At 62.1% G+C, this 21241-nt stretch carries 14 protein-coding genes; 5 read left to right on the plus strand and 9 right to left on the minus strand.

All coding sequences use genetic code 11. The annotated features are described in order from the left end of the window. Positions 1 to 102: 102 nt before the first annotated feature. The gene (locus tag ACO06F_RS15840) at positions 103 to 4389 is read left to right on the plus strand and encodes an autotransporter domain-containing protein (protein WP_421693712.1); all 4287 of its coding nucleotides are present in this window, start codon (positions 103 to 105) and stop codon (positions 4387 to 4389) included. 127 nt (positions 4390 to 4516) lie between these two features. Further along, a complete protein-coding gene (locus tag ACO06F_RS15845; protein WP_421693713.1) occupies positions 4517 to 6706 on the plus strand; it encodes a glycosyltransferase family 2 protein in 2190 nt (729 codons plus the stop codon). 69 nt (positions 6707 to 6775) lie between these two features. Here ACO06F_RS15845 and ACO06F_RS15850 read toward each other — a convergent pair whose 3' ends face one another. The 5 genes from ACO06F_RS15850 to ACO06F_RS15870 form a co-directional block, all read right to left on the minus strand. Beyond that, a complete protein-coding gene (locus tag ACO06F_RS15850) occupies positions 6776 to 7573 on the minus strand; it encodes an ATP-binding cassette domain-containing protein (protein ID WP_421693714.1) in 798 nt (265 codons plus the stop codon). Then, positions 7573 to 8418 (minus strand): ABC transporter ATP-binding protein, encoded by an 846-nt coding sequence (locus ACO06F_RS15855; protein ID WP_421696697.1) that lies wholly within the window; start codon positions 8416 to 8418, stop codon positions 7573 to 7575. The genes ACO06F_RS15850 and ACO06F_RS15855 overlap by 1 nt, the downstream gene beginning before the upstream one ends. Continuing rightward, positions 8415 to 9227, minus strand: a complete 813-nt coding sequence (locus ACO06F_RS15860) for an ABC transporter permease (RefSeq protein WP_421693715.1) — start codon at positions 9225 to 9227, stop codon at positions 8415 to 8417. Before ACO06F_RS15860 ends, ACO06F_RS15855 begins: the two co-directional genes overlap by 4 nt. Continuing rightward, positions 9220 to 10260 carry an ABC transporter permease gene (locus ACO06F_RS15865; RefSeq protein WP_421696698.1) on the minus strand — a complete coding sequence of 347 codons (1041 nt, stop codon included), beginning with the start codon at positions 10258 to 10260 and terminating at the stop codon, positions 9220 to 9222. Before ACO06F_RS15865 ends, ACO06F_RS15860 begins: the two co-directional genes overlap by 8 nt. 115 nt (positions 10261 to 10375) lie before the next feature. Continuing rightward, positions 10376 to 11911 (minus strand): ABC transporter substrate-binding protein, encoded by a 1536-nt coding sequence (locus tag ACO06F_RS15870; protein WP_421693716.1) that lies wholly within the window; start codon positions 11909 to 11911, stop codon positions 10376 to 10378. Between the two features lie 210 nt (positions 11912 to 12121). On the opposite strand from ACO06F_RS15870, the gene ACO06F_RS15875 reads away from it, so the two are divergent. Together ACO06F_RS15875 and ACO06F_RS15880 are read left to right on the plus strand one after the other, a co-directional pair. Then, a complete protein-coding gene (locus ACO06F_RS15875; RefSeq protein WP_421693717.1) occupies positions 12122 to 14284 on the plus strand; it encodes a thiamine pyrophosphate-dependent enzyme in 2163 nt (720 codons plus the stop codon). After that, positions 14284 to 15804 (plus strand): indolepyruvate oxidoreductase subunit beta family protein, encoded by a 1521-nt coding sequence (locus tag ACO06F_RS15880; RefSeq protein ID WP_421693718.1) that lies wholly within the window; start codon positions 14284 to 14286, stop codon positions 15802 to 15804. Before ACO06F_RS15875 ends, ACO06F_RS15880 begins: the two co-directional genes overlap by 1 nt. A gap of 27 nt (positions 15805 to 15831) precedes the next feature. Here ACO06F_RS15880 and ACO06F_RS15885 read toward each other — a convergent pair whose 3' ends face one another. The 4 genes from ACO06F_RS15885 to ACO06F_RS15900 form a co-directional block, all read right to left on the minus strand. Further along, positions 15832 to 16356: a MarR family winged helix-turn-helix transcriptional regulator gene (locus tag ACO06F_RS15885; protein ID WP_421693719.1), complete on the minus strand. Its 525-nt coding sequence runs from the start codon at positions 16354 to 16356 to the stop codon at positions 15832 to 15834. Beyond that, positions 16353 to 17927 carry a phytoene desaturase family protein gene (locus ACO06F_RS15890; protein WP_421693720.1) on the minus strand — a complete coding sequence of 525 codons (1575 nt, stop codon included), beginning with the start codon at positions 17925 to 17927 and terminating at the stop codon, positions 16353 to 16355. Before ACO06F_RS15890 ends, ACO06F_RS15885 begins: the two co-directional genes overlap by 4 nt. Positions 17928 to 17951: 24 nt before the next feature. Then, a complete protein-coding gene (locus tag ACO06F_RS15895; RefSeq protein WP_421693721.1) occupies positions 17952 to 18734 on the minus strand; it encodes a cyclase family protein in 783 nt (260 codons plus the stop codon). A 71-nt stretch (positions 18735 to 18805) separates the two neighbouring features. Continuing rightward, complete coding sequence (locus tag ACO06F_RS15900; RefSeq protein WP_421696699.1) at positions 18806 to 20395, minus strand: phytoene desaturase family protein; 1590 nt, start codon at positions 20393 to 20395, stop codon at positions 18806 to 18808. Positions 20396 to 20652: 257 nt separating this feature from the next. On the opposite strand from ACO06F_RS15900, the gene ACO06F_RS15905 reads away from it, so the two are divergent. After that, a complete protein-coding gene (locus ACO06F_RS15905) occupies positions 20653 to 21177 on the plus strand; it encodes a VOC family protein (protein WP_421696700.1) in 525 nt (174 codons plus the stop codon). Positions 21178 to 21241 lie beyond the last annotated feature (64 nt).

The raw sequence follows: 21241 nt of genomic DNA on the forward strand, positions 1-21241 counted from the left end.
AACGAATTTTGATTGCGTTAACCAAGTAGCATAGGTTACCCCTGATGTGTACTGGTTGATGACCGGTAAAAGAGAATCGTGCCTTGGGGGGTACTACCGATCATGAAGCGTTCAAGCCGTCTGCTTTCCGCCGTTCCGTTGACGGCATCCGCCAGTCTCGCGGCCATGTCCTTGTTCGTCCTCGCGGCGTCTTCGGGAGCGCAGGCGAATGACCTGTGCACAACATCCGGCACGGAACAGACCTGCACTGGGGACCAGTCCGGCGGCGTCTCCGCGGCACAGCCCATCACCAATCTGGTCATCAAGGATCTCACCGCAAATATAGCACCCGCCAGTGGGCAGGGCGTGTTCTTCCAGTCCAACAGCACGGTGGACATCGACAGCAATACGGGCACTTACAGCATCAACAGCGTCGGGGATGGCATCTTCGCCGAAAGCCTTGGCGATACGCCGGACGCAACGGTGTCCGTCACCCAGACCGGAAACATCGTATCCTCCGAAGGCAAGGGCATCTATGCCTATTCAGCCCGCGAGACGGTGGATGTGGACGTCACCGGCAACATCACCTCCAAGGAAGATGGCGTCTTTGCCCAGAGCACGGGTGACACGGACATTTCTGACGTCTCCGTCCTTCAGTCCGGCGATATCTCGTCTTCGAACGGCCGCGGCATCTATGCTTCCTCAGCGCGGCAGAGTGTCTCTGTCATCAGCGGCGGCGCCATCATCTCCGCAGGCGATGGCGTCTTTGCGGAAAGCACGGGGGATGCGGAAACGGCAACCGTCACCGTGATGCGCACAGGTGACATCACGTCTTCCGGCGGCCGCGGCATCTACGCCAATTCCGCCCGCCAGGCGACGGAAGTGGTCAGCCTCGGCGACATCTCGGCCTATGGCGATGGCATCTTTGCCCAGAGCACGGGTGACGCCAGCACGGCGACCGTTTCCGTCATGCAGACCGGCGATGTGACATCCACCACGGGCTATGGCATCTATGCCAATTCAGCGCGGCAGACAGTGTCTGTGAATGTGATTGGCGATATCTCATCTGCAAACGATGCCATCTTTGCCCAGAGCACGGGCAACGCAGATACGGCCACGGTCACCGTCATTCATGATGGCTCAATCGTCTCCACCGCCGGCCGCGGCATCTATGCGCTCTCGTCAAACCAGACTGTTTCGGTGGCCAACATTGGCAGCATCACCGCCGCAAGTGATGGCATATTCGCGGTCAGCACCGGAAATGCCGCCACTGCGACGGTGAATGTCAACCAGAATGGCGCGATCACCTCCAGCACGGGCTATGGCATCTATGCCCGCTCTGCCAATCAGACGGTGACGGTGAATGCCACCGGCGACATTGCCTCCGCCAATGACGCGATCTTCGCGCAGAGCACCGGCAATGCAGAGACCGCCACGGTGTCGGTAACGCATTCGGGCGCCATCACCTCGGTGAATGGCCGCGGCATCAATGCCCAGTCATCCAACCAAACGGTGTCCGTGTTGAACACCGGCAACATTGCTGCGGGAAGCGATGGCATTTACGCCGTCAGCACCGGAAATGCCGCCACTGCGACGGTCAGCGTCACGCAGACGGGCGCTGTAACCTCGGGCACGGGCTATGGCATCTACGCGCGCTCGTCGAACCAGACGGTCACGGTGAATGCCAATGGCGCTATCTCTTCTGCCATGGACGGGATCTTCGCCCAGTCCACCGGAAATGCGTCCACGGCTACTGTCTCGGTCACCCATACGGGTGCGATCACCTCGACGGCGGGCCGCGGCATCTATGCATCAGCCTCCAACCAAGCGGTAGGCGTGAATAACTCTGGCAATATCAGCGCCTATGGTGATGGCATCTTCGCCCAGAGCCTGGGCGACTCCGGCCTTGCCGACGTCGCGGTCACGCAGACGGGCGATGTAACCTCGACCAATGGCTATGGCATCTATGCGCTGTCGAGCCGCCAGAGCGTGCAGGTGGACGTCACCGGCGACATTACCTCCGCGCAGGATGGCATCTTCGCCCAGAGCACGGGCGATTCGAGCGATGCCACGGTCTATGTCGGCCAGTTGGGCAACATCAACGCGGGCGGGCGCGGAATCTATGCGAGCTCGGCACGTCAAGGTGTGAGCGTTTCCGGCGAAGGCGACATCACGTCCGTGGGCGATGGCATCTTTGCCCAGAGCACCGGCGATTCAGAGGCCTCTGACGTGAGCGTCTTCCACGACGGAGACATTGACAGCCAGGGGCGTGGCATCTTTGCCTCGGCATCGCGCCAAAGCGTGTCGGTGCTGAGCTACGGAGACATTACCGCTTCGTCGGATGGCATCTTTGCCCAGACCACGGGCGACGCGGCAGAGGCGACCGTTACGGTCAACTCCTATGGCGCAATCGATGCAGGCTCCCGCGGCATTTATGCCTCCGCCTCGCGCCAGGCCGTTTCTGTGTTCTCGGTTGGTGACATCACCGCAACCGACTACGGCATCTTCGCCAGCACAACCGGCGATTCCCTCACGGCCACCGCCAACGTCGTCCATTATGGCGCCGTTACGATGCAGCCGGGCGGCACCGGGCTTTATGCATACAGCAGCGGGCGCGAAGCGGCGATCTCCTCCATCGGAAACGTGTCCGGCGGCAACTATGGCATCCACGCCATTTCGGAAAGCACGACGGCCAGTGTGGAGATTCTCGGCGGCGTGATATCGGGCGCTTCGGTGGCGCAGGTGTCGGCGGCTTCGATCCTTGGCGCTTCAGTCACAAACTATGACGAAATTGATGGTGGATCATCCACGGCCATTGAGCTTTCGGGCGCTGAGAATATTGTTCGGAACTATGGCACCGTGAGCGGCAACATCAATGCCGGCACGCTGGGCTTCACGGGCTTCGAGAACAAGTACGGTGCGTTGTTCAACTCCGGCAACACGGTCGATCTCGGCGGCGGCACCCTGTTCAACGATGGAACGCTCGGCATCGGCCAGGTCCCCGGCGTCATCTCGACGACGGCACTCACCGGCAGCTTCACGCAGAGTGACTCCGGTGTGATCAAGTTGGATCTCAGCCTTCAGAACAGCGGCTCCTCGGATCTGATCACCGTGACGGACGGCGCCGATCTCAACGGCAAGGTCGATCTCGAATTCACCGATTTCAACGGCACGCTGCCCAGCACCTACACGATCATCAAGACGGAAGACGGGCTCAATTCCAAGAATCTGAGCATCGCCAATGTCGTGGTCCAGGGCGGCTTCAACTACGTCAATGACAACAAGGATGTGGAGCTGGTGCTGACGGGCCTCGATTTCGCCACCGGCGCCCAGTCGAAGAATGACAAGCATGTGGGCCAGGCCCTCACGTCGGCATTCGATGCGGTGTCGCCCGGCCTGTCGGAGCTCTTTGGCGCGCTGGTCGATTTCACTGATGAGCAGGCCTATGGCAAGGCGCTCAGCCAGCTGACGCCCGAGCTTTATGCCGATACCAATGATGTGGTGGTTGCCAACAACCGGCGCTTCGCCAATGATCTGATGAGCTGCAAAACCTACACGGGCGGCGCCAGCGTCAATGCGGAAGGCCAGTGCGGCTGGTTCGCTGCGGAAGGCTTCACGCTCGACTACGATCCATCCAACCACAATGCCTCCTATAATCAGGACGGCTTCCTGCTGGGCGCCGGCTTCCAGAAGGCCGTGTCTGAGGATTGGCGGATGGGACTCGGCGTCAGCTATGCCCGCACCACGATGGATGGCGCGCACAACAGCCAGTCCGACAATGACCAGCTGGCAATCGGCGCCGTCGTCAAATACGACAAGGGCCCGCTGCTTCTCGCGGCTGACGTGACGGCCGGCTATGTCTGGACCGATCTCAGCCGCCGCGTGAATTTCGAAGGGTTCAGCGACAAGCTGAGCGCAGATACGACGGGTGCTTATGTGGGCGGCCGGCTGCGCGCCGCCTACACCCAGAGCTTCGGCCATGCCTATCTGCAGCCCCGCGTCGACGTCGACATGACTTATTTCTCCGCGGATGATTACTCGGAGAAGGGTGGCGAAGCGGCGCTTGATGTGGATAGCCAGAGCCAGTTCACGGTGCTCATCACGCCGGCCTTGGAACTGGGCGGAGATTTCGTTGGCACCAATGGTATGAACTACCGTCCCTATGCCCGCGCCGGCGTCATCTTCAACACGGATCCGAACAACAATCTGGATGCAAGCTTCGCCAATGCCAATGCGGGGTCCGGCTCCTTCCAGATCACGTCGGAGACCGATGCGGTTCTCGGCAGCCTCGCCCTCGGCTTCGATGTGGTGACGGAAGGCAACAGCTTCGGCCGCCTGGTCTATGAAGGGCAGCTGGGTGAGAACACCACGTCGCAGTCGCTCACGCTCAAAGTCGGTGTGCCTTTCTAAAGGCCACCGGGATGAAGGAGCGGCCTTCCGCATGTCAGTACGGGCGAATGATGACGCAGCGATCAGCGCCGCCGCGTGATGGCAATCTTCGCGTGATCGAAGCGCATCGCGTTCGGGCCTGTCACGGATGAGCGTTCAAGCAGACTATGAACATCGCCGCTGGGCGGGAGGATTGCGGCGGGCGCGGCCGGAACCGGCTGCCAGCCCCCGAAAATGGGCGCAGCGGGTCACTGAACCTGCGGCCGAGCCAGAACGGCGGAACGGATTCGACATCGCGCTCACCGCCGGCTTCCTGCTCCTCTCCATTGCCGCGATCTGCCTGTCCGTCTGGCTGCTGACTGTCAGCAAGGACATTCCGGCTTATCGCTACTGGCTTTATATCACGCTGCTGAGCGGCATCTCCTTCTGTACACTGACCTATCAATTGGCCCGCGTCGGAACGGCGCTGCGCCTCCCAAAAGGCCCCGCTCAGCTTCCGCGGCATATGAACCCCGCCGGCCGCGATCCGTCGGTGACCGTCCTGATCCCCACCTATCGCGAGGAGCCAAGGGTCATCCGGCACACGCTGCTGTCTGCGGTGCTGGCCCGCCACACCAACCGCCGGGTTGTGGTCCTCGTCGATGATCCGCCAGGGGATGCAGCAAGCGTCGCCAGAAGCCTTGCAGCCGTCGAGGATGTGATCGGCATCCTGCGGCAGCCGCTCGAGCAGCTTGAAGCCGAACATGGAAAATGGAAGTGGCGGCTGCGCGCCCGCACGCTGGATGTGCGCTATGAAGCAAGACGCCTGGCGGACGTCTACAGCAACGTCGCCACATGGCTCGAAGATCTCGCTGCCTATCTCTCGGAAGACGTCGAGAAAGAATTCGCGCATGTCGACCGCTTCCTGATTGACGATGTGGTGCGGGACCTTGCGGGCCACTACGCCGCCCGTGCCAAGACCCTGCGCCACAACACGCCGGACTTTGCGGAAATCGATTTAGAGTACGAAGCGATCCGCCATCTCTTCTGCCGCGACATAACGGCGTTCCAGAGAAAGCAGTTCGCCAATCTGTCCCACGCCGCCAACAAGGCGATGAACCTCAACGCCTATATCGGGTTGATGGGCGCGTCCTTCGATGCGGTGACCACGCAGAAGGGCCTCGAGATCCGGGAGGCAGCGGATGGCGGCGGCGCGCTTGTGGTTCCGCTGGCGGATTTCGTGCTGACGCTCGATGCCGACAGCATCCTCAAGAGCAACTACATCGCAGACCTGACGCGGATCATGGCAGCGAGGCCCCGCGCCGCCGTGGTGCAGACGCCATATCTCGCCTTCCCGGGTGCATCATCCTATCTGGAGCGCATTGCCGGTGCGACGACCGACATCCAGTATCTTTATCATCAGGGCTCCACGCGGTTCGGCGGTTCATTCTGGGTCGGCGCCAATGCGCTCCTTCGCACCCAGGCCCTGGCCGATATCGTCCGCGTGGAAGAGCGGGACGGCGTCACCTGCAAGATATTCATTCAGGACGATACCGTCATCGAGGATACGGGGTCGACCATCGATCTTCTCCACGCCGGATGGCATGTCTACAATCATCCGCAGGCTTTGGCCTACAGCGCCACACCGTCTGACTTCGGGGCGCTGTCCATCCAGCGCCGCCGCTGGAGCAATGGCGGCCTCATCATCGCGCCGCGCTTCTACCGTCATTTCGCCCAGAACCCCGGCCGCCCGCGCCGGATGGGTGAGGTTCTTTTGCGCTCGAACTATCTCCTCTCCACCCCCGTCGGAAATGTCTGCGTTCTGATGATGATGGCCATGGTGGATGGGTCTGCCGCCGTGCTCTTCGCCACGCTGGCGGCAATGCTCCCCTATTTTCTACTCTATGGGCTGGACCTTCGGCGGCTCGGCTATCGCTTCAGCGATTTGCTGGGTGTCTGCGCGCTCAATTTGATCCTGATCCCGGTGTGCTTGAGCGGCGTAGCCGACTCCCTGCGTCAGGTCATAACCCACCAGAGAGGAAGCTTCATCCGCACGCCCAAGATTGGCCGCAGAACGGTGGTTCCGCCGTCCTATCTGGTCTTTAGCATCGGCATGGTGCTGCTCATGGCCTTTTACGCAGCGGATGCGATCCACAGCCGGAAATTCGGCGGCGCCCTGGTCCCGCTCGGAAACCTGATGCTCTATCTCTACGCCTTCGTGTTCTTCATCGGCGCCCGGGAAACCCTGGGAGACCTGTGGCTCGCCGGCCGCTCCTCCATGGGTGCCGCAGCGGTGAAGGCAAAGGGCCTGTTCACGCGCCGGGGTCCATTGTCCCTCACCCAGCCGGCCAACGCTTAATAGGGCCGTGGCCGGTCAGTTGAATACATTCATTCTGCCGCATGTTCACCGCGCCATCTCTGCGGCATCTCAATCCAGCCACCCCGGCCGCACCTCGGGCAGGGGAATGCTGTCAATCAACTGGCGGGTAAACTCAGTCCTCGGCGCGCGGAACACCTCCGCCGTCAGGCCCTCCTCGATGATCTCGCCAGACCGCATGATCACCACGCGTTCGCACAGCGCGCGCACAACGGAAAGGTCATGGCTGATGAAGGCAAGCGACAGCCCCATGTCGCGCCGTAAGTCTTTCAGGAGGTCCAGCACCTGCGCCTGTGTTGAAACGTCGAGGCCGGAGACAATCTCATCCGCCACCACGAAATCAGGTTTGAGCGCAATGGCCCGCGCAATTCCCACCCGCTGGCGCTGGCCGCCCGAAAGCTGGTGCGGGTAGCGCGCCATGGCGGAGGCCGGCAGGCCCACGCGCTCGAGAATGGCAGCAATGGACTTCGGGCTCGCGTCCAGATCATGAAGCGTCAGCGCCGTGCCGATGATGGCGCTGATTGTCCGCCGCGGGTTCAGCGAGGATTGCGGGTCCTGGAAGATCATCTGCATGCGCCGGCGCAGTGGCTTCAGCGCAGTGGAATTGCGGTGCGTGATGTCCTCGCCATCAAACAGGATCTGACCTTCGCTCGGCTCATAGAGGCGCAGCAGGCTGCGGCCGAGGGAGGTCTTACCGGAACCTGACTCTCCCACCAGCCCCACCGTCTCACCCTTGGAGATGCTGATTGACACGTTCTTGAGAATGCGCAGGCTCCGGCGCTTGCCGATGATCACCTGATGGCTCATGTCGGGCACATCGAGGGAGATGTTGCGGGCCTCGATCAGCATCAGGAGGAGATCTCCCGTTTCAGTTCCGCAATCAAGGCCTCAGGCACGGGCTTCAGGCTCTGTTCCGGCATGTCATAGCGCGGGCTCGCCGCCAGCAGCGCCCTGGTATAGGGGTGTTGTGGCGCGCGCAAAACCTGGGCGGTCGCACCCTGTTCCAGCACCTTGCCGCCATAGAGCACCGTCATGCGGTCGGAGATCTGTGCCACAACGCCCAAATCATGGGTCACGAACAGCAAGGTCGTGCGGTGTTCGCGCTGCATGTTGCGGATGAGGCGCAACACCTGCTTCTGAACCGTCACGTCCAGCGCCGTCGTGGGCTCATCGGCGATGATCACATGGGGGTTGAGCGAGAAGGCCTGGGCGATCAGCACACGCTGGCGCATGCCGCCGGAAAGCTCATGGGGGTAGCGCCGCAACACCAGTTCCGGGTCCCGGATCTGCACGTCATTCAGCAGCTTGAGTGCTACGGCAAATGCATCCGCACGGCTCATCCGCGCGCGCAGGCGCAAGCCGTCCGTCAACTGCTCACCAATGCGGCGCGCCGGGTTCAGCGAGGTCAGCGGGTCCTGCGGGATAAGGGCAATGCGTACGCCCAGCAGCCCGCGCAGTTGCGACGGCGGGAGCGCCAGAAGATCAGTCCCTTCGAACAGGATGTTCCCGCCCGTCACCTGAATGCCCGCGGGCAGAATGCCGAGCACGGCCTTGGCAATGGTCGATTTTCCGGCTCCGCTTTCGCCCACCAGCGCCATCACCTCGCCTGCACCCACGCTCAGCGAAACGCCGCGCAGGATCGGGCCCACATGGGTGCGCGCTGACAGGTTGCGGATGTCGATCACCGCGCTCATCGCTTCAGCATCGGATCGAGCCATTGGCGCAATCCGTCTCCCAGCTGATTGAAGGCAAGCACGGTCAGGAACAGGGAAGCGAGCGGAAACACCAGCACCCACCAGGCCTGATAAATGATCTGGCGGCCTTCCGCGATCATTCCGCCCCAGGTCGGTGTATCGGTCGAAACCGAGAGGCCAACGAAGGAGAGGATCGCCTCCACGATCACCGCAATGCCCATTTCAAGCGAGAGCAGTACCAGCACCACGGGCAGCACATTGGGCAAGATTTCGCGCCACAATATGGCCATGCGCCCCATGCCCAGCGCGGAGGCGGCTTCGGCATATTCGAGTTTCGCCTGCTGCAGCGTTTCAGCGCGCACCACGCGGGCAAAGCGCGTCCAGTCGATGATGACGATGGCGGCGATCACCGAATGAAGCCCCGCGCCCAGCACGGCCACCAGCAGGATGGACAGCAGCACGGGCGGAAACGCCATCCACACATCGATCAGCCGCGAAATCAGCGCATCCGTCCAGCCGCGGAAATAGCCTGCGAGAAGCCCAAGCGCCGTGCCGAGCAGGCAGGCTAGAGAGGCCGCGACCACAGCCACGGTGAGCGCAATCCGCGTCGCATAGATCATGCGCGAGAAAAGGTCGCGCCCCAGGCTGTCCGTCCCCAGCCAGTGGCCGTCCTGCCCGGGGCCTAACGTGGCCGCCATCAAATCCTGCTCCAGCGGGTCGAAGGGTGCGAGCAGCGGTGCGAATATGGCGAGGATGAGCAGGAACAGAATGAAGCCGCCGCCCAGCCAGATGCGCAGGTCCCTAGGCATGCCGAAGCCTCGGGTTCAGCCAGGCCGTCAGGGCATCGACACCCATGTTGACGATGATGAAGATGATGCCAAAGGTGAGAACCAGCCCTTGAATGAGCGGCAGGTCACGGTTGATCACGGCATCGATCGCCAGATTGCCGATGCCGGGGTAGGAGAAGATCCGCTCGGTGATCACCGTGCCGCCGATCAGGAAGGTGAATTGCACCCCCGTGAGCGCCAGCGCCGGCACGGCGGCATTGCGCAGCGCCTCCTGCAGCAGGATGCGCAGGCCGGACAGGCCCTTGATGCGCGCCAGAAGAATATAGTCCTGCACCATGACATCCATCATGGTATTCTTGAGCACGCGGCCGATGACGGCGGCGAGCGGGAAGGCCATGGCGCAGGCGGGCAGCAGCATGTGCTTCAGCACATCCCACACGAAGGGCAGCTTGCCGCGCAGTAGCCCTTCGAGAATGAAAAACTGGGTCGAGAGGCCTGAATCCATCGAAGGGTCGCTCCGCCCCGAAATGGGCAGCAGCGGAACGAGGACACCCAGGAGGAGGACGAAGGTCAGGCCCCAGATGAAATCCGGCACGGCCAGCATGATGCCGTTGAAATTGTCGACCACGCGCTCCACCCAAGTGCCCCGCCAAGCGGTGGAGAGAAGGGCGATGAACGTGCCCCACACCACCGCCATGGTGAGGGCGAAGGCGGCGAGTTCCAGCGTGGCGGGCAAGCGCTCGGAAATGATGGTGAGCACGTTCTGCTTCATCGAGATGGAGGTGCCCAGATTGCCGCCCAGCACCTGGCGGAACCACACCCAGAACTGCTGCCAGATGGAGAGGTCGAGGCCATAATGGGCGCGCAGTGCTGCTATATCGGCATCCGTCGCGCCGGGCGCGATCATCATCGCAATAGGGTCCCCCGGCACCACGCGCACCAGCACGAAGACCACAACCATCACCCCCAGCATGGTGAGGAGGGCGGAGAGGCAGCGTGAGGCGATGAGGGTGATCGGCATATGGGGGCCTGCGAGCGGCGATGTGAAGGTCATCAACATGGCCGCAGTCATAGCACGTTTTAGGAATAAAAGTCAAGGAGAAAATTCCTCGACGGAGGAAATTCGCGGAGCCCGGCCGGAACCGGGCTCCTGCGTCCTGGCAGCTCCGTCAGGCGGGAGACATTTCCGAAGGCTCGGGCGAGCCCGCGACATTGGGCGTCACCTTGATGGTCTTCTTGAACAGGATGGGCTGCTGATACTGGATCAGCGGGATCACATAGGCGTTCTCGGCAATGTATTTGTCCACTGCCTTCCAGCCGGCAATGCGCTTGGCCTCGTCGGGCTCGCCCCACAGGGGGCCGATCATGGCGTCCAAATCATCGGTGTTCCACACCGAGTGCGGGCTCGGTCCGAACATGGCAAAGCCCGTGGACGTCGTCGGATCGCCGATGGCATTGCCCCAGTTGTAGAAGGCGGCCGGTGCCAGCTTGTCCGCGGCGCGGAGTTCATAGTGCTTGGCGATTTCGTAAACCTCGATCTCGGCCTCGATCCCCACCTTGCGCCACATGCCGACGATGGCCTGCACCATCTCGTAGTCCTTGGGCTTCAGCCCGCGCGTGGTTTGGATCGTAAACTTCACCGGATTGTCCGGCCCGAAGCCCGAGGCCTTGAGCAGCTCCTTGGCCTTTTCCGGGTCATAGGCCACCACGATCGCCGGGTCGAAGGCCACGTATTCGGGGGCTTCCAGCGTGCTGATCGGCGTTGCATAGCCACGGAGCAGCTTGTCGACGATGGCCTTCTTGTCAATCGAGATCGCCGCCGCCATGCGCACGTTCTTGTCCAGCATGGGGCCTTCATTGTTGAGGAAGATCATCCCGATGTCGGAGACTGGTGTGACGACGCCCGAAAGCCCGTCCTTGGCCTTCAGCCGGTCATACTCCTCGAAGGGAACGTCGACGGTCACGTCGGAAGAGCCGGACTCGATTTCGGCCACGCGGCTCGTGGCATCCGGCACGAATTTGAACACCACGGTCTCGAAGGCGGGCTTGCCGCCCCAGTAATCCGGGTTGGCCTTGAGGCGCACGAAGGCGTTGCGCTCGAACTGGTCCACCATATAGGGACCCGTGCCGATGGGCTTGGCCTCGAAGCCCTCGGCACCCACCTTTTCGAAATAGGCCTTGGGCATCACATAGCCCGTCAGGAAGGCCATCCACTTGAAGAGCGTCGGCTCGAACTGCAGCACGTCTGCGGTGATCTTGTTGCCGTCAACCTTGAAGTTGCCGATCTTGGACCAGATGAAGGCAATGGGGTTGCCGCCATCCATCTTGCCGGCGCGGGTCAGTGACCACACCACGTCCTCGGCCGTGAAGGGCGAGCCGTCATGCCATTTGACGCCATCACGCACCGTCATCCACACCTGTTTCTTGTCGTCGCTCCAGCCCCATTCGGTCAAAAGGCCCGGCTGGAATTCAAGGTCAGGCTTCTGGCCGATGAACTGGTCGAAGACCGAACGGTAGATCGCCTGGATCGTGGGGTTCACGGCGGAAAGTCCGGTCGTCGGATCCCAGGACGGAAGGTTCACATTGTAGGCAATCGTCACCGTGCTGCCATTGGCATAAGCGGCGGAGATGTTGAGGCCGGTTCCGAGGAACAACCCGGCGGCGCCTCCCAGCTGCAGCAGCTGGCGTCTTGAAATCTCGGTCATGCAGTCCCTCCCTGTTGGCCGTGCACTCACGTGGCGGTGCCGGATTGAAGACCATTTTGAAGCCTCGCGGGAGAAATATTCAAGTGCATTTTTCGGCGCTTGATAAAACATCCGATCGACGCCACTATTCCGGGCACGAACACGCCGGGCGTCCAGTTCTTCGCGCCTATTTTAAATGCATGTGAATGTAATTAAGGGACTTGCAAGGAGATGGCTGAACGATCCTTTGCGCGCGAAGTGGAAGACCTTCGCCTGGGCCAAGGCCAGGAATTCCGGGGCGAGGGCATTCTCGCCATCACCAAGGCGCTTCTCCAATCCGGCGTCTCATATGTGGGCGGCTATCAGGGCTCGCCCATTTCGCATCTGATGGACGTGCTGGCGGATGCTTCTGACTATATGGCGGAGCTCGGCGTCCATTTCGAATCCTCCGCCTCGGAAGCAACCGCCGCAGCCATGCTGTCAGCCTCGGTGATGTATCCGATCCGCGGCGCCGTCACCTGGAAGTCCACCGCCGGAACGAATGTGGCAAGCGATGCGCTGTCGAACCTGTCTTCGGGCGGGGTCAATGGCGGAGCCGTCATCATCATCGGTGAGGATTATGGCGAAGGCTCCTCCATCATGCAGGAGCGCAGCCACGCCTATGCGATGAAGTCACAGATCTGGCTGATGGATCCGCGGCCTGATCTTCCCAGCATGGTCCATATGGTGGAGAAGGCCTTTGAGCTGTCCGAGGCCTCGAATACACCGGTCATGGTGGAGGTGCGCATCCGCGGCTGCCATGTGCATGGGCGCTTCATGGCGAAGGATAACAAGTCGCCCTCCTATACGTTGAAGCAGGCGCTCGAGAATCCGGTGCGGGATGTGAACCGCATCGTGCTGCCGCCGGCCTCCTTCGTGCATGAAAAGCTCAAGGTCGAAAAGCGCTGGCCCGCGGCGGTCAATTTCATCCACGCGCAGAAGCTCAACGAGTACTTCGGGCCTTCCGATGCGGATGTCGGCATCATCCTGCAGGGCGGCATGTATAACGGCGTGATCCGCGCGCTGCAGCAGCTCGGACTTTCGGATTCCTATGGCAACACCCGCGTGGCGCTCTATGTGCTGAATGTCACCTATCCGCTGGTGGATGAAGAGGTGCTCTCCTTCTGCGCGGGCAAATCAGCGATCCTTGTGGTGGAAGAGGGCCAGCCGGAATTCATCGAGCAAGCGCTCAACACCATGCTGCGCCGGAAAGACATCAACACGCGCATTGCCGGCAAGGATGTGTTGCCGCTTGCCGGCGAGTATACGGCAACGGTCCTGCAGAAGGGCCTGCTCAGCTTCCTCAAGGCCCATGCGCCGCGCCTTTTGGGCAACAGGCCGCCCCTGCCGGATGCGTCGCCCGTGTTGAACAGCAAAGAAGTCCAGGCTCTCGCCACAGTCGTTCCGCCGCGCCCGCCGGGCTTCTGCACCGGATGCCCGGAACGCCCCATCTTCGCGGCGATGAAGCTGGTCGAGAAGGAGCTGGGAACCCATCACGTGTCAGCCGATATCGGCTGCCATCTGTTCTCGATCCTGCCGCCCTTCAACATCGGGGCCACCACCATGGGCTATGGCTTGGGCCCCGCCGCAGCCTCCGCCTTCAATGTGAAGGCAGACAAGCGTGTGATCTCGGTGATGGGCGATGGCGGCTTTTGGCACAATGGCCTTTCTTCTTCCGTCGGCAATGCTGTGTTCAACAAGCATGACGGGGTCATGCTAATCGTCGACAATTTCTATTCCTCTGCCACGGGCGGGCAAGACATTCCCTCCTCGCGGGCCGAGAATACGAAACGCCAGACCAATAATTCGATCGTCAATGCCGTCACGGGCCTGGGTGCGCAGTGGGTGCGCCAGATCGACCGCACCTATGATGTGGCCAAGATGCGCGACACGCTGCGTGAGGCGCTGACGACGGAGGAGCCCGGTCCCAAGATCATCGTCGCCTCATCCGAATGCATGCTCAACAAGCAGCGCCGGGTGAAGCCGCTGATGGACAAGGCGGAAGCCTCGGGCGCGCCCGTGCTGCGTCAGCGCTTCGGTGTCGATGAGGATATCTGCACGGGCGATCACGCCTGCATCCGGCTGTCAGGCTGCCCGTCACTTACAGTGAAGCAGCTCGATGACCCGCTGCGGGATGATCCCGTGGCCTCGATCGACCACAGCTGTGTGGCCTGCGGCAATTGCGGAGACGTGGCCGATGCCGCCATTCTCTGCCCGTCCTTCTATCGCGCGGATGTGCTTCGCAATCCCAACCGCTGGGAGCGGTTCAAAGCCCAGCTCCGCAGCGCCGTCATCTCCATCCTGCAGCGGCGGCGGGAGCGCCATCGCATGCTGTTCCCGCGGGCGGCGGCGTGATGTTTGACAGCGTTGTGCGTGAAAAGCCGCTGACCATTGCCATTCTCGCCATGGGCGGGCAGGGCGGCGGCACGCTGGCAGACTGGATCGTCGCCGTGGCGGAGGCGAATGGCTGGCACGCACAGTCAACGTCGGTTCCCGGCGTTGCGCAGCGCACCGGTGCCACGCTCTATTATATCGAGATGCTGCCGCCGCGGGACGGCCGCGCCCCCGTGCTTGCCCTCATGCCGACCCCTGGCGACGTGGACGTGGTGATTGCCTCTGAACTGATGGAGGCGGGCCGGTCCATTCTGCGCGGGCTTGCGACGCCCGAAAAGACGCTGATCATCACTTCGATCCACCGGGCCTATGCCGTGGCCGAGAAGGAGAAGCCAGGGCTTTCGATTGCAGACCCCAAGGCCGTCAACGCCGCAGCGGGCATTGCGGCGCGGCGCATCATCGCCTTCGATATGGAACAGGCCGCGCGCGAGAATGGCACGGTGATCTCGGCGCCGCTCTTGGGAGCGCTAGCAGGGGCGGCAGCACTTCCCTTCCCGCGTGAAAGCTTCGAGGCAGTGATTTCCGCAGGCGGCAAAGGAACCGCCGCATCTCTGAAGGGCTTCGCCGCAGGCTTCAGCCTTGCCAGCTCCAATGAACTGCCGGAATTGGGACGCGCCCCGGCCGAAAGGCCTCCGCTGCCGGAAAGCCTGGGCAGGCCCGCGCTTGATCAGCGCCTCCTCCGCCTGCGCGCGCTTCCTGTGGAGGCGCAGGCTGTGGCGCTTGCAGGCCTCAAGCGCTGCATCGATTTTCAGGACTTGGCCTATGGTGACGATTATCTCACGCGGATTGAAGTGCTGGCCCGCCTTGATGATCAGCATGGCGGCGCCGGCCGGGGCCATGGCTTCACCGTAGCCGCTGCGAAATATCTGGCGAATGCCCTGACCTATGACGATGTGATCGGTGTTGCGGATCTCAAGACGCGTTCCGCCCGCTTTGCCCGCATCGCGCAGGACATGAAAGCGGGTGACGACCCGATTTACCTGACCGAGTTCATGCACCCGCGGGGTGAGGAGATCGTGAGCCTGCTTCCCGCAAGGCTCGGCCGCCGCGTGCTTGCGAAGCCCCGGCTTATGGCCTTCATCGACGCCCGGGTGAACCGCGGCCGCCACGTCGAGACGTCGACACTGAGCGGTTTCCTGCAGCTCTATCTGGTGAGCGGCCTCAGGCGCTGGCGGCGGACGCTGCTGCGGCACGAAACGGAGATGCGCCATGTGGAGACCTGGCTTCAGCTTGCCACAGGCACACTTCCTGCCAATTATGATCTGGCGCGCGCCGTGCTCGCGGCGCGCCGCCTGATCAAGGGCTATTCAGATACGCATGCGCGGGGGCTTTCGAAATTCGACCGCGTGATCTCCATGGTGCCGGAGCTTCAGGGCCGCGAGGATGGCGGCCAGTGGATGGACCGCATGATCGCTGCAGCGCTCAAGGATGAGGATGGCACGGCACTCGACGGCGTGATGAAGACGATCCGCGAGATGTGAGGAACGCGCGGCCGCCAATAAGGGACGTCAGCCTTCATCCCCGCCATTCGAGAGGCGGATGTTGCGCAGGATTTTCTGCAGTGTGGCGGTCAGCTGCGAGAATTCATCTTCGCCAATGTCACGGAACATCTGCTGGTAGCGGCTGAACATGACGGGCCAGAAGGCATCGAATGCTTCGCGCCCTGCTGCCGTGATTTCAACTTCGCGGACTCGAAGATCGCTGGCGCGGGGCCTGCGGCGTAGAAGGCCGCGGGACTCAAGCGTGTCCAGCGTGCGGCTCATGGTGGATTGCTCGGTCACGGTGAGGGCCGAAAGCTCATTGATGGTAAGCCCAGAATTTATCCCCAAAACGGCGAGGGCGCGCATTTGCGGTGTGGTCAGATCGAAGCGGCGCAAGTCCCCGGCGAGATCTGCGTTCCAGCTGGCGGCGATGCGGTTCAGCAGATAAGGAACGAAGTGGTTGAGGCCAATCTCCGCAAGCGAGGGAAGCGAGGTCTCTCCATCCGCATCGCGGTGGAGCACGCCGCGCAGGAAGGAGAGATCATCACTCATGTGAGAGCATTCGCCAGCAGGAAGCCGGAATTGCCGCCAAGCCCCGGGCCTGGATGGGTGGACGCGCCGATGTGATAGAGGCGTTTCACCGCTGTCCGGTGGTTCACCGTGCTGCGGAGCGGCCGCCAGAGGAAGAACTGGTCAATGGTGCAGGCACCGCCATAGGGATCGCCGCCCACAAGATTGACATTCATCGCTTCAAGGTCTGCCGGTGAATAGCAGCGGCGGGCGAGCACAAGATCTTTGAAGTCCGGAATGTGGCGGCAGAGGATTGCCTCGATGCGATTTGCGTAGGCTTCTCGAACGGCCTCCGTCCATATGCCGCCGGCAGGCGGTGCGATTTCGCCCGCGGCATCGCCCTTGATGTGGCGCGGCGCTTCGGGAAGCTGGAGCCAGAGGATGGCCTGGCCCGCAGGCGCGCGCGAGGGGTCAAATGCCGTGGGCTGGCCCAAGCAGATCGTGGGCTCCGCCGGCAGCATGCCGCGCTCGGCCTCATTGACGGCCTTGGACACGCCGTCGAGGCCTGGCGTCAGATGCAGGAGGGCGACTTTGCCCAGTTCAGGATTCGCCCACTGCGGCGCAAACTTCAGCGCATAGTGAATCTGCATGTTGGCCTTGCCATGGACGAAGCCCCGCGCCTCTTCGCGCAAAGGTGCCGCAGGGGCCCAGGATTTGAGCAGGCGGCCATAGAGCTGGCCGGGCGTCATGGAGCAGATCACGCCCTCATTTGCTGTGATTTTTTCGCCTGACGCCAGCACCACGCCGGTGGCACGGCCCGCCTCGTCGACGATCACCTCCGCCACATCCGCATTGGTGCGGATCTCGCCGCCATGATCGCGGATCAGCGCCTCGAAAGCCGAGAGAATGTTGTGTGCACCCCCTTGAACGATGGGGGCGCCTGCGGCTTCCAGCGCAAAGGCGATGACCTTGGCCATCTGGCCCGAGTAAGTGCTCTCAGGGCCCAAACCTGTGTGCAGCACCCAGGGCGCCATCAACGCATGGAATAATTCGGATGTGTAGTACGGTTGAAGCCAGTGCCGTGCCGAGGTCAGCGCTCCGCCGAAGAATTTCGTGAGCCCGTGGGGACCGCGGCGCCAGGCCTCCCTGAGCATGAACTTCGCCATGGTCCAAGACCACAGCTGGCCGCCCAGCAGGGCGAAAATGAGCGGCGCATTCGCACCCAGCGTTTCCATGTCCGCTGCATATTGCTGCCCGTCGCCGCTGGCGAGTGCCTCAAACGCCGCGATGTTGGCGGCGCGTTCCTTGCGGAGCACCAGGCTCGTGCCATCAGGCCGGAGCACGCCCGTCGGGATATCGGGATGTGCGAAAACCAGCCCGCGCTTTGTCAGTTCCGGCATCAGGGCCTTAGCGGCAGGTGACAGCAGGAAGAGCACGAAGGTTGTCGCCATCACGTCATGGGTGAAGCCGGGAAGGGTTGCCTCTTCCGTTCTGATGCAGCCGCCGATCGTGGCGTTCCGCTCCAGAACCAGAACCTTGCGGCCCTTGAGTGCGAGAAGGGACGCAGCGACCAGCGCGTTGATGCCGCTTCCGGCAATCACATATTCAGCCATGCCGCATCCCTTCCTGACTTGCGATTACTTGGCAACCAGCGCCAGCACGCGAAGCGGGCTGCCTGTGCCGTGCTTGATCTTCAGCGGTGCGGCGATGAGGATGGCGCCCTTGGGCGGCAACCTGTCGAGGTTGCAAAGGGAGGCGAGGCCATAGCGGTTGTTCTTGTGCATGAGGTTATGCGCGGGGAAGGGCGGGGTCATGCCGCCGGCCGAACCTGCATCGGTGCCCACGGTTTCGGAACCCCAGCCGGTGATGCCCTTGTCGATCAGATACTGGATTGCTTCCGCCGTCGGCCCCGGGGAATGCGGGCCGTTCTCATCGGCATTCAGGAAGTCGCTCTCGCTGCCGTTGCGCTTGTACCAGTCACTGCGCAGCACCACCCAGGAGCCCTTCTCGATTTCGCCATGCTTTGCTTCCCAGGCATTTATGTAATCGACGGTCAAGAGGAAATCCGGGTTCTTCGCCACCTCCGCACTGCAGTCGATCACGTTTACCGGGCCTACGAAATTCTGCGGCGGAATCGTATCCGTTGCGCCATCGGGGTAGTCCTTGCCGGTGATCCAATGCTGGGGCGCATCGAAATGCGTGCCGGAATGCTCGCCCAGCTTCAGCCAGTTCCACGCCCAGAAGGGGCCCTTGTCGTCATAATGCGAAATGGTGTGGATCTCGACCTGTGGCGTGTTGAGGCCGATTGACGGCGGCAGCTTGATGAGCGGCGTCTCCGGCCCCAGCGTGGCGGTGAGGTCAATGACTTCAACGCGGCCCGAGAGGAGTGCTGCGGCAAGGTCATTCAAGGCGGTGGTCATGGCGTGTCCTCTTTATGGTTTGATGGTTGCGGAAAGCGTATGTCGTTTCGCCCAAAAGGCAAGCGTCCCCTTCAGTGTCGCGCCAGCATGCGGCCCAGCAGATAACCCGATCCCGCACCCGTGCCAGCCCCCGGCCATGTGGCCGCGCCGCACATATAGAGGCGGTTCACCGGCATCTTGTAGCGCGAGTAGCCAGCGACCGGGCGGAATAGGAAATTCTGATCGAGCTGGTGACTGCCTGAGAGATTGTCACCGCCCGTCAGGCAGGGGTTCTCTGCCTCAAGATCGTCTGGCGAGAAAATGGCGCGGGCCAAAATCTGCTGGCGAAGACCGGGCGCGTGGGATTCGATGATGTCGAGCACGCGCTCGGCATAGGTCTCCTTGATGGTGGCCCAATCGCGGGCCTCTATGCGGTTGGCGGCATCGCCCTTCACATGTTTCGGCAGCACCCGCACCTGCACCCACAGCACATGCTTTCCTTCCGGCGCGCGCGATGGATCTATGGCGGACGGCTGGCCCACGACCAGCACCGGTGCTTCCGGCAGAAGCCCGTCCATCGCCTGCTCGTAAGCGCGCGTCATGTAGGAAAAATTGGGTGCGATATGGACATAAGCAAATTGTGAGAGTTCAGGACCGGCTGCCCAGCGCGGCGGTGCATCAAGTGCCAGATGCAGCATCATCGTGCCGGGGCCTGCACGGAAGGCCTTGAACTTCTGGTCGACGGCCGCCGTGCCGGAGCCCTTGGGCAAGAGCTTTCCGAACAGCAGGGCCGGCGTCACATTGGCGATGACGGCGCGCTTGGCCTCAATGATGCGGCCATTGGCCAGTTTGATGCCGCTGGCGCTTTTCCCCGTCTGCAGCACTTCGGCCACGGGCTGGCCCAGATGCACTTCACCGCCCAGCTCCGCCAGATATCCGGTCAGCGCCTTGATCATGATATCGGCACCGCCCTTGCCGATCACCATGCCGAAGGCCTGGTTCACCATGGATTCCAAATAGGGAAACATGGCGCCGCCCGCCATGTCCGGCGGGAAGTCCAGATGCATGCCCCAGGCGGCGAGGGTGGCCTTGACGCGCGGGTCCTCGAAATGTGCATCGGCCCATGTGCGGGTGGAGAGGGTGAAGAAGCGCAGCATCTCCAGCGTCCAGGCCGTACCGTTCTGGCGCCAGGCGTTCCAGATCACCCGCGCCATCGCCCAGGACGGCATGACATTGCCAAGCAGACCGAAGATATGCGGCGCATCCTTGCCAAAGCGGCTCAGCATGTTCTGCCAGGCGGATGCATCCAGCGGGTTGATGGCATTGAGGCGCGCCAGCGTAGTGTCAACATCTTTTGAGACGCCGAACCATGTGCCATCGGGGAAGACCGAGGCAAAGCAATGGGCGGCGGGCGCGAAGTCCAGCCCATGGCGGCGAAGTGCTTCACCATGCTCACGCAGAAAGGGGGAGCCAGCGAACATGCTCAGATTCATGGCGGCCAGATCATGGCGGAAGCCGGGGAGCGTCAGTTCCCGGGTCTTCACAGCACCACCCGCTTCGTGGCCTGCTTCGAAAACGCCAACCTTCCAGCCATGCTTTGCCAGCTGGATCGCAGCGGCGAGGCCATTGTGGCCCGCACCGATCACCACTGCATCGAAGGATGAATCCGCCGCCATGTCCATGCTCCCGATCGTGGCGGCAGCTTCGGCGAGGCCATGGCCGCGGTCAACCAAATTCATGCGAATGCATTTAAATCATGCGGCCGTTGCAAAGAGCTTATGGAAAGACGGCATCTCATCTTGTGCATATGAATATTCTGTGTTCAGAATTTCGCGGGCCTGCGGAAACAGACGGGCCATGACGGAGGAACGACATGTTGACGCGCGCTTTACTGGCAGGGTCCGCCCTGCTGCTGTCCGCTGCCTGCGCAGACGCCGCAATGCCTGGCATGCGCGGCCCGGATCACATCGGCATCACGGTGCCGGACATGGACCAGGGGGTGGCCTTTTTCACCGATATTCTGGGCTGCCAGAAGGCCATGTCCTTCGGCCCCTTCGCCGATGACAAGGGCACCTTCATGACCGATCTTCTGGGAGTGGATCCCAAGGCGGTGATTGAGACCATCACCATGCTGCGCTGCGGCTTCGGCTCCAACGTAGAGCTGTTCAAATATACCGCCCCCGACCAGCGGACGCTGAACCAGAAGAACAGCGATATCGGAGCCTTCCACATTGCGATCTATGTGGATGACATCAAGGCCGCCAAGGCGTTCCTTGACGAGAAGGGCGTTCCCACCAGGCTTGGGCCTTTGCCGGTTGAGCAGGGTCCTGCGGCGGGCCAGTCCATCCTCTATTTCCAGTCGCCCTGGGGCCTGCAGCTCGAGGCCATCACCTATCCCAATGGCGAGGCTTATGAGAAGGACGGCGGGCCGATATTGTGGACGCCCAAGGATCCCGCCAAGTAGGCTGACGGCAGCTGAAGCGGCGTGCTAGTCTCATGCCGGGCAGAACTGTTTCTGCCCGGCATTT

It is taken from the genome of Aestuariivirga sp. (genome assembly GCF_965227715.1).
Lineage (GTDB): Bacteria > Pseudomonadota > Alphaproteobacteria > Rhizobiales > Aestuariivirgaceae > Aestuariivirga.

Bases quoted from the DNA above. Each gene is read 5' to 3' on its own strand.
- ACO06F_RS15840 (WP_421693712.1), top strand. From the start codon at position 103: ATGAAGCGTTCAAGCCGTCTGCTTTCCGCCGTTCCGTTGACGGCATCC.
- ACO06F_RS15895 (WP_421693721.1), bottom strand. From the start codon at position 18,734: ATGACCACCGCCTTGAATGACCTTGCCGCAGCACTCCTCTCGGGCCGC.
- ACO06F_RS15880 (WP_421693718.1), top strand. From the start codon at position 14,284: ATGTTTGACAGCGTTGTGCGTGAAAAGCCGCTGACCATTGCCATTCTC.
- ACO06F_RS15900 (WP_421696699.1), bottom strand. From the start codon at position 20,395: ATGGACATGGCGGCGGATTCATCCTTCGATGCAGTGGTGATCGGTGCG.
- ACO06F_RS15850 (WP_421693714.1), bottom strand. From the start codon at position 7,573: ATGCTGATCGAGGCCCGCAACATCTCCCTCGATGTGCCCGACATGAGC.
- ACO06F_RS15905 (WP_421696700.1), top strand. From the start codon at position 20,653: ATGCCTGGCATGCGCGGCCCGGATCACATCGGCATCACGGTGCCGGAC.
- ACO06F_RS15875 (WP_421693717.1), top strand. From the start codon at position 12,122: ATGGCTGAACGATCCTTTGCGCGCGAAGTGGAAGACCTTCGCCTGGGC.
- ACO06F_RS15855 (WP_421696697.1), bottom strand. From the start codon at position 8,418: ATGAGCGCGGTGATCGACATCCGCAACCTGTCAGCGCGCACCCATGTG.
- ACO06F_RS15890 (WP_421693720.1), bottom strand. From the start codon at position 17,927: ATGGCTGAATATGTGATTGCCGGAAGCGGCATCAACGCGCTGGTCGCT.
- ACO06F_RS15885 (WP_421693719.1), bottom strand. From the start codon at position 16,356: ATGAGTGATGATCTCTCCTTCCTGCGCGGCGTGCTCCACCGCGATGCG.
- ACO06F_RS15870 (WP_421693716.1), bottom strand. From the start codon at position 11,911: ATGACCGAGATTTCAAGACGCCAGCTGCTGCAGCTGGGAGGCGCCGCC.
- ACO06F_RS15860 (WP_421693715.1), bottom strand. From the start codon at position 9,227: ATGCCTAGGGACCTGCGCATCTGGCTGGGCGGCGGCTTCATTCTGTTC.
- ACO06F_RS15865 (WP_421696698.1), bottom strand. From the start codon at position 10,260: ATGACCTTCACATCGCCGCTCGCAGGCCCCCATATGCCGATCACCCTC.
- ACO06F_RS15845 (WP_421693713.1), top strand. From the start codon at position 4,517: ATGAGCGTTCAAGCAGACTATGAACATCGCCGCTGGGCGGGAGGATTG.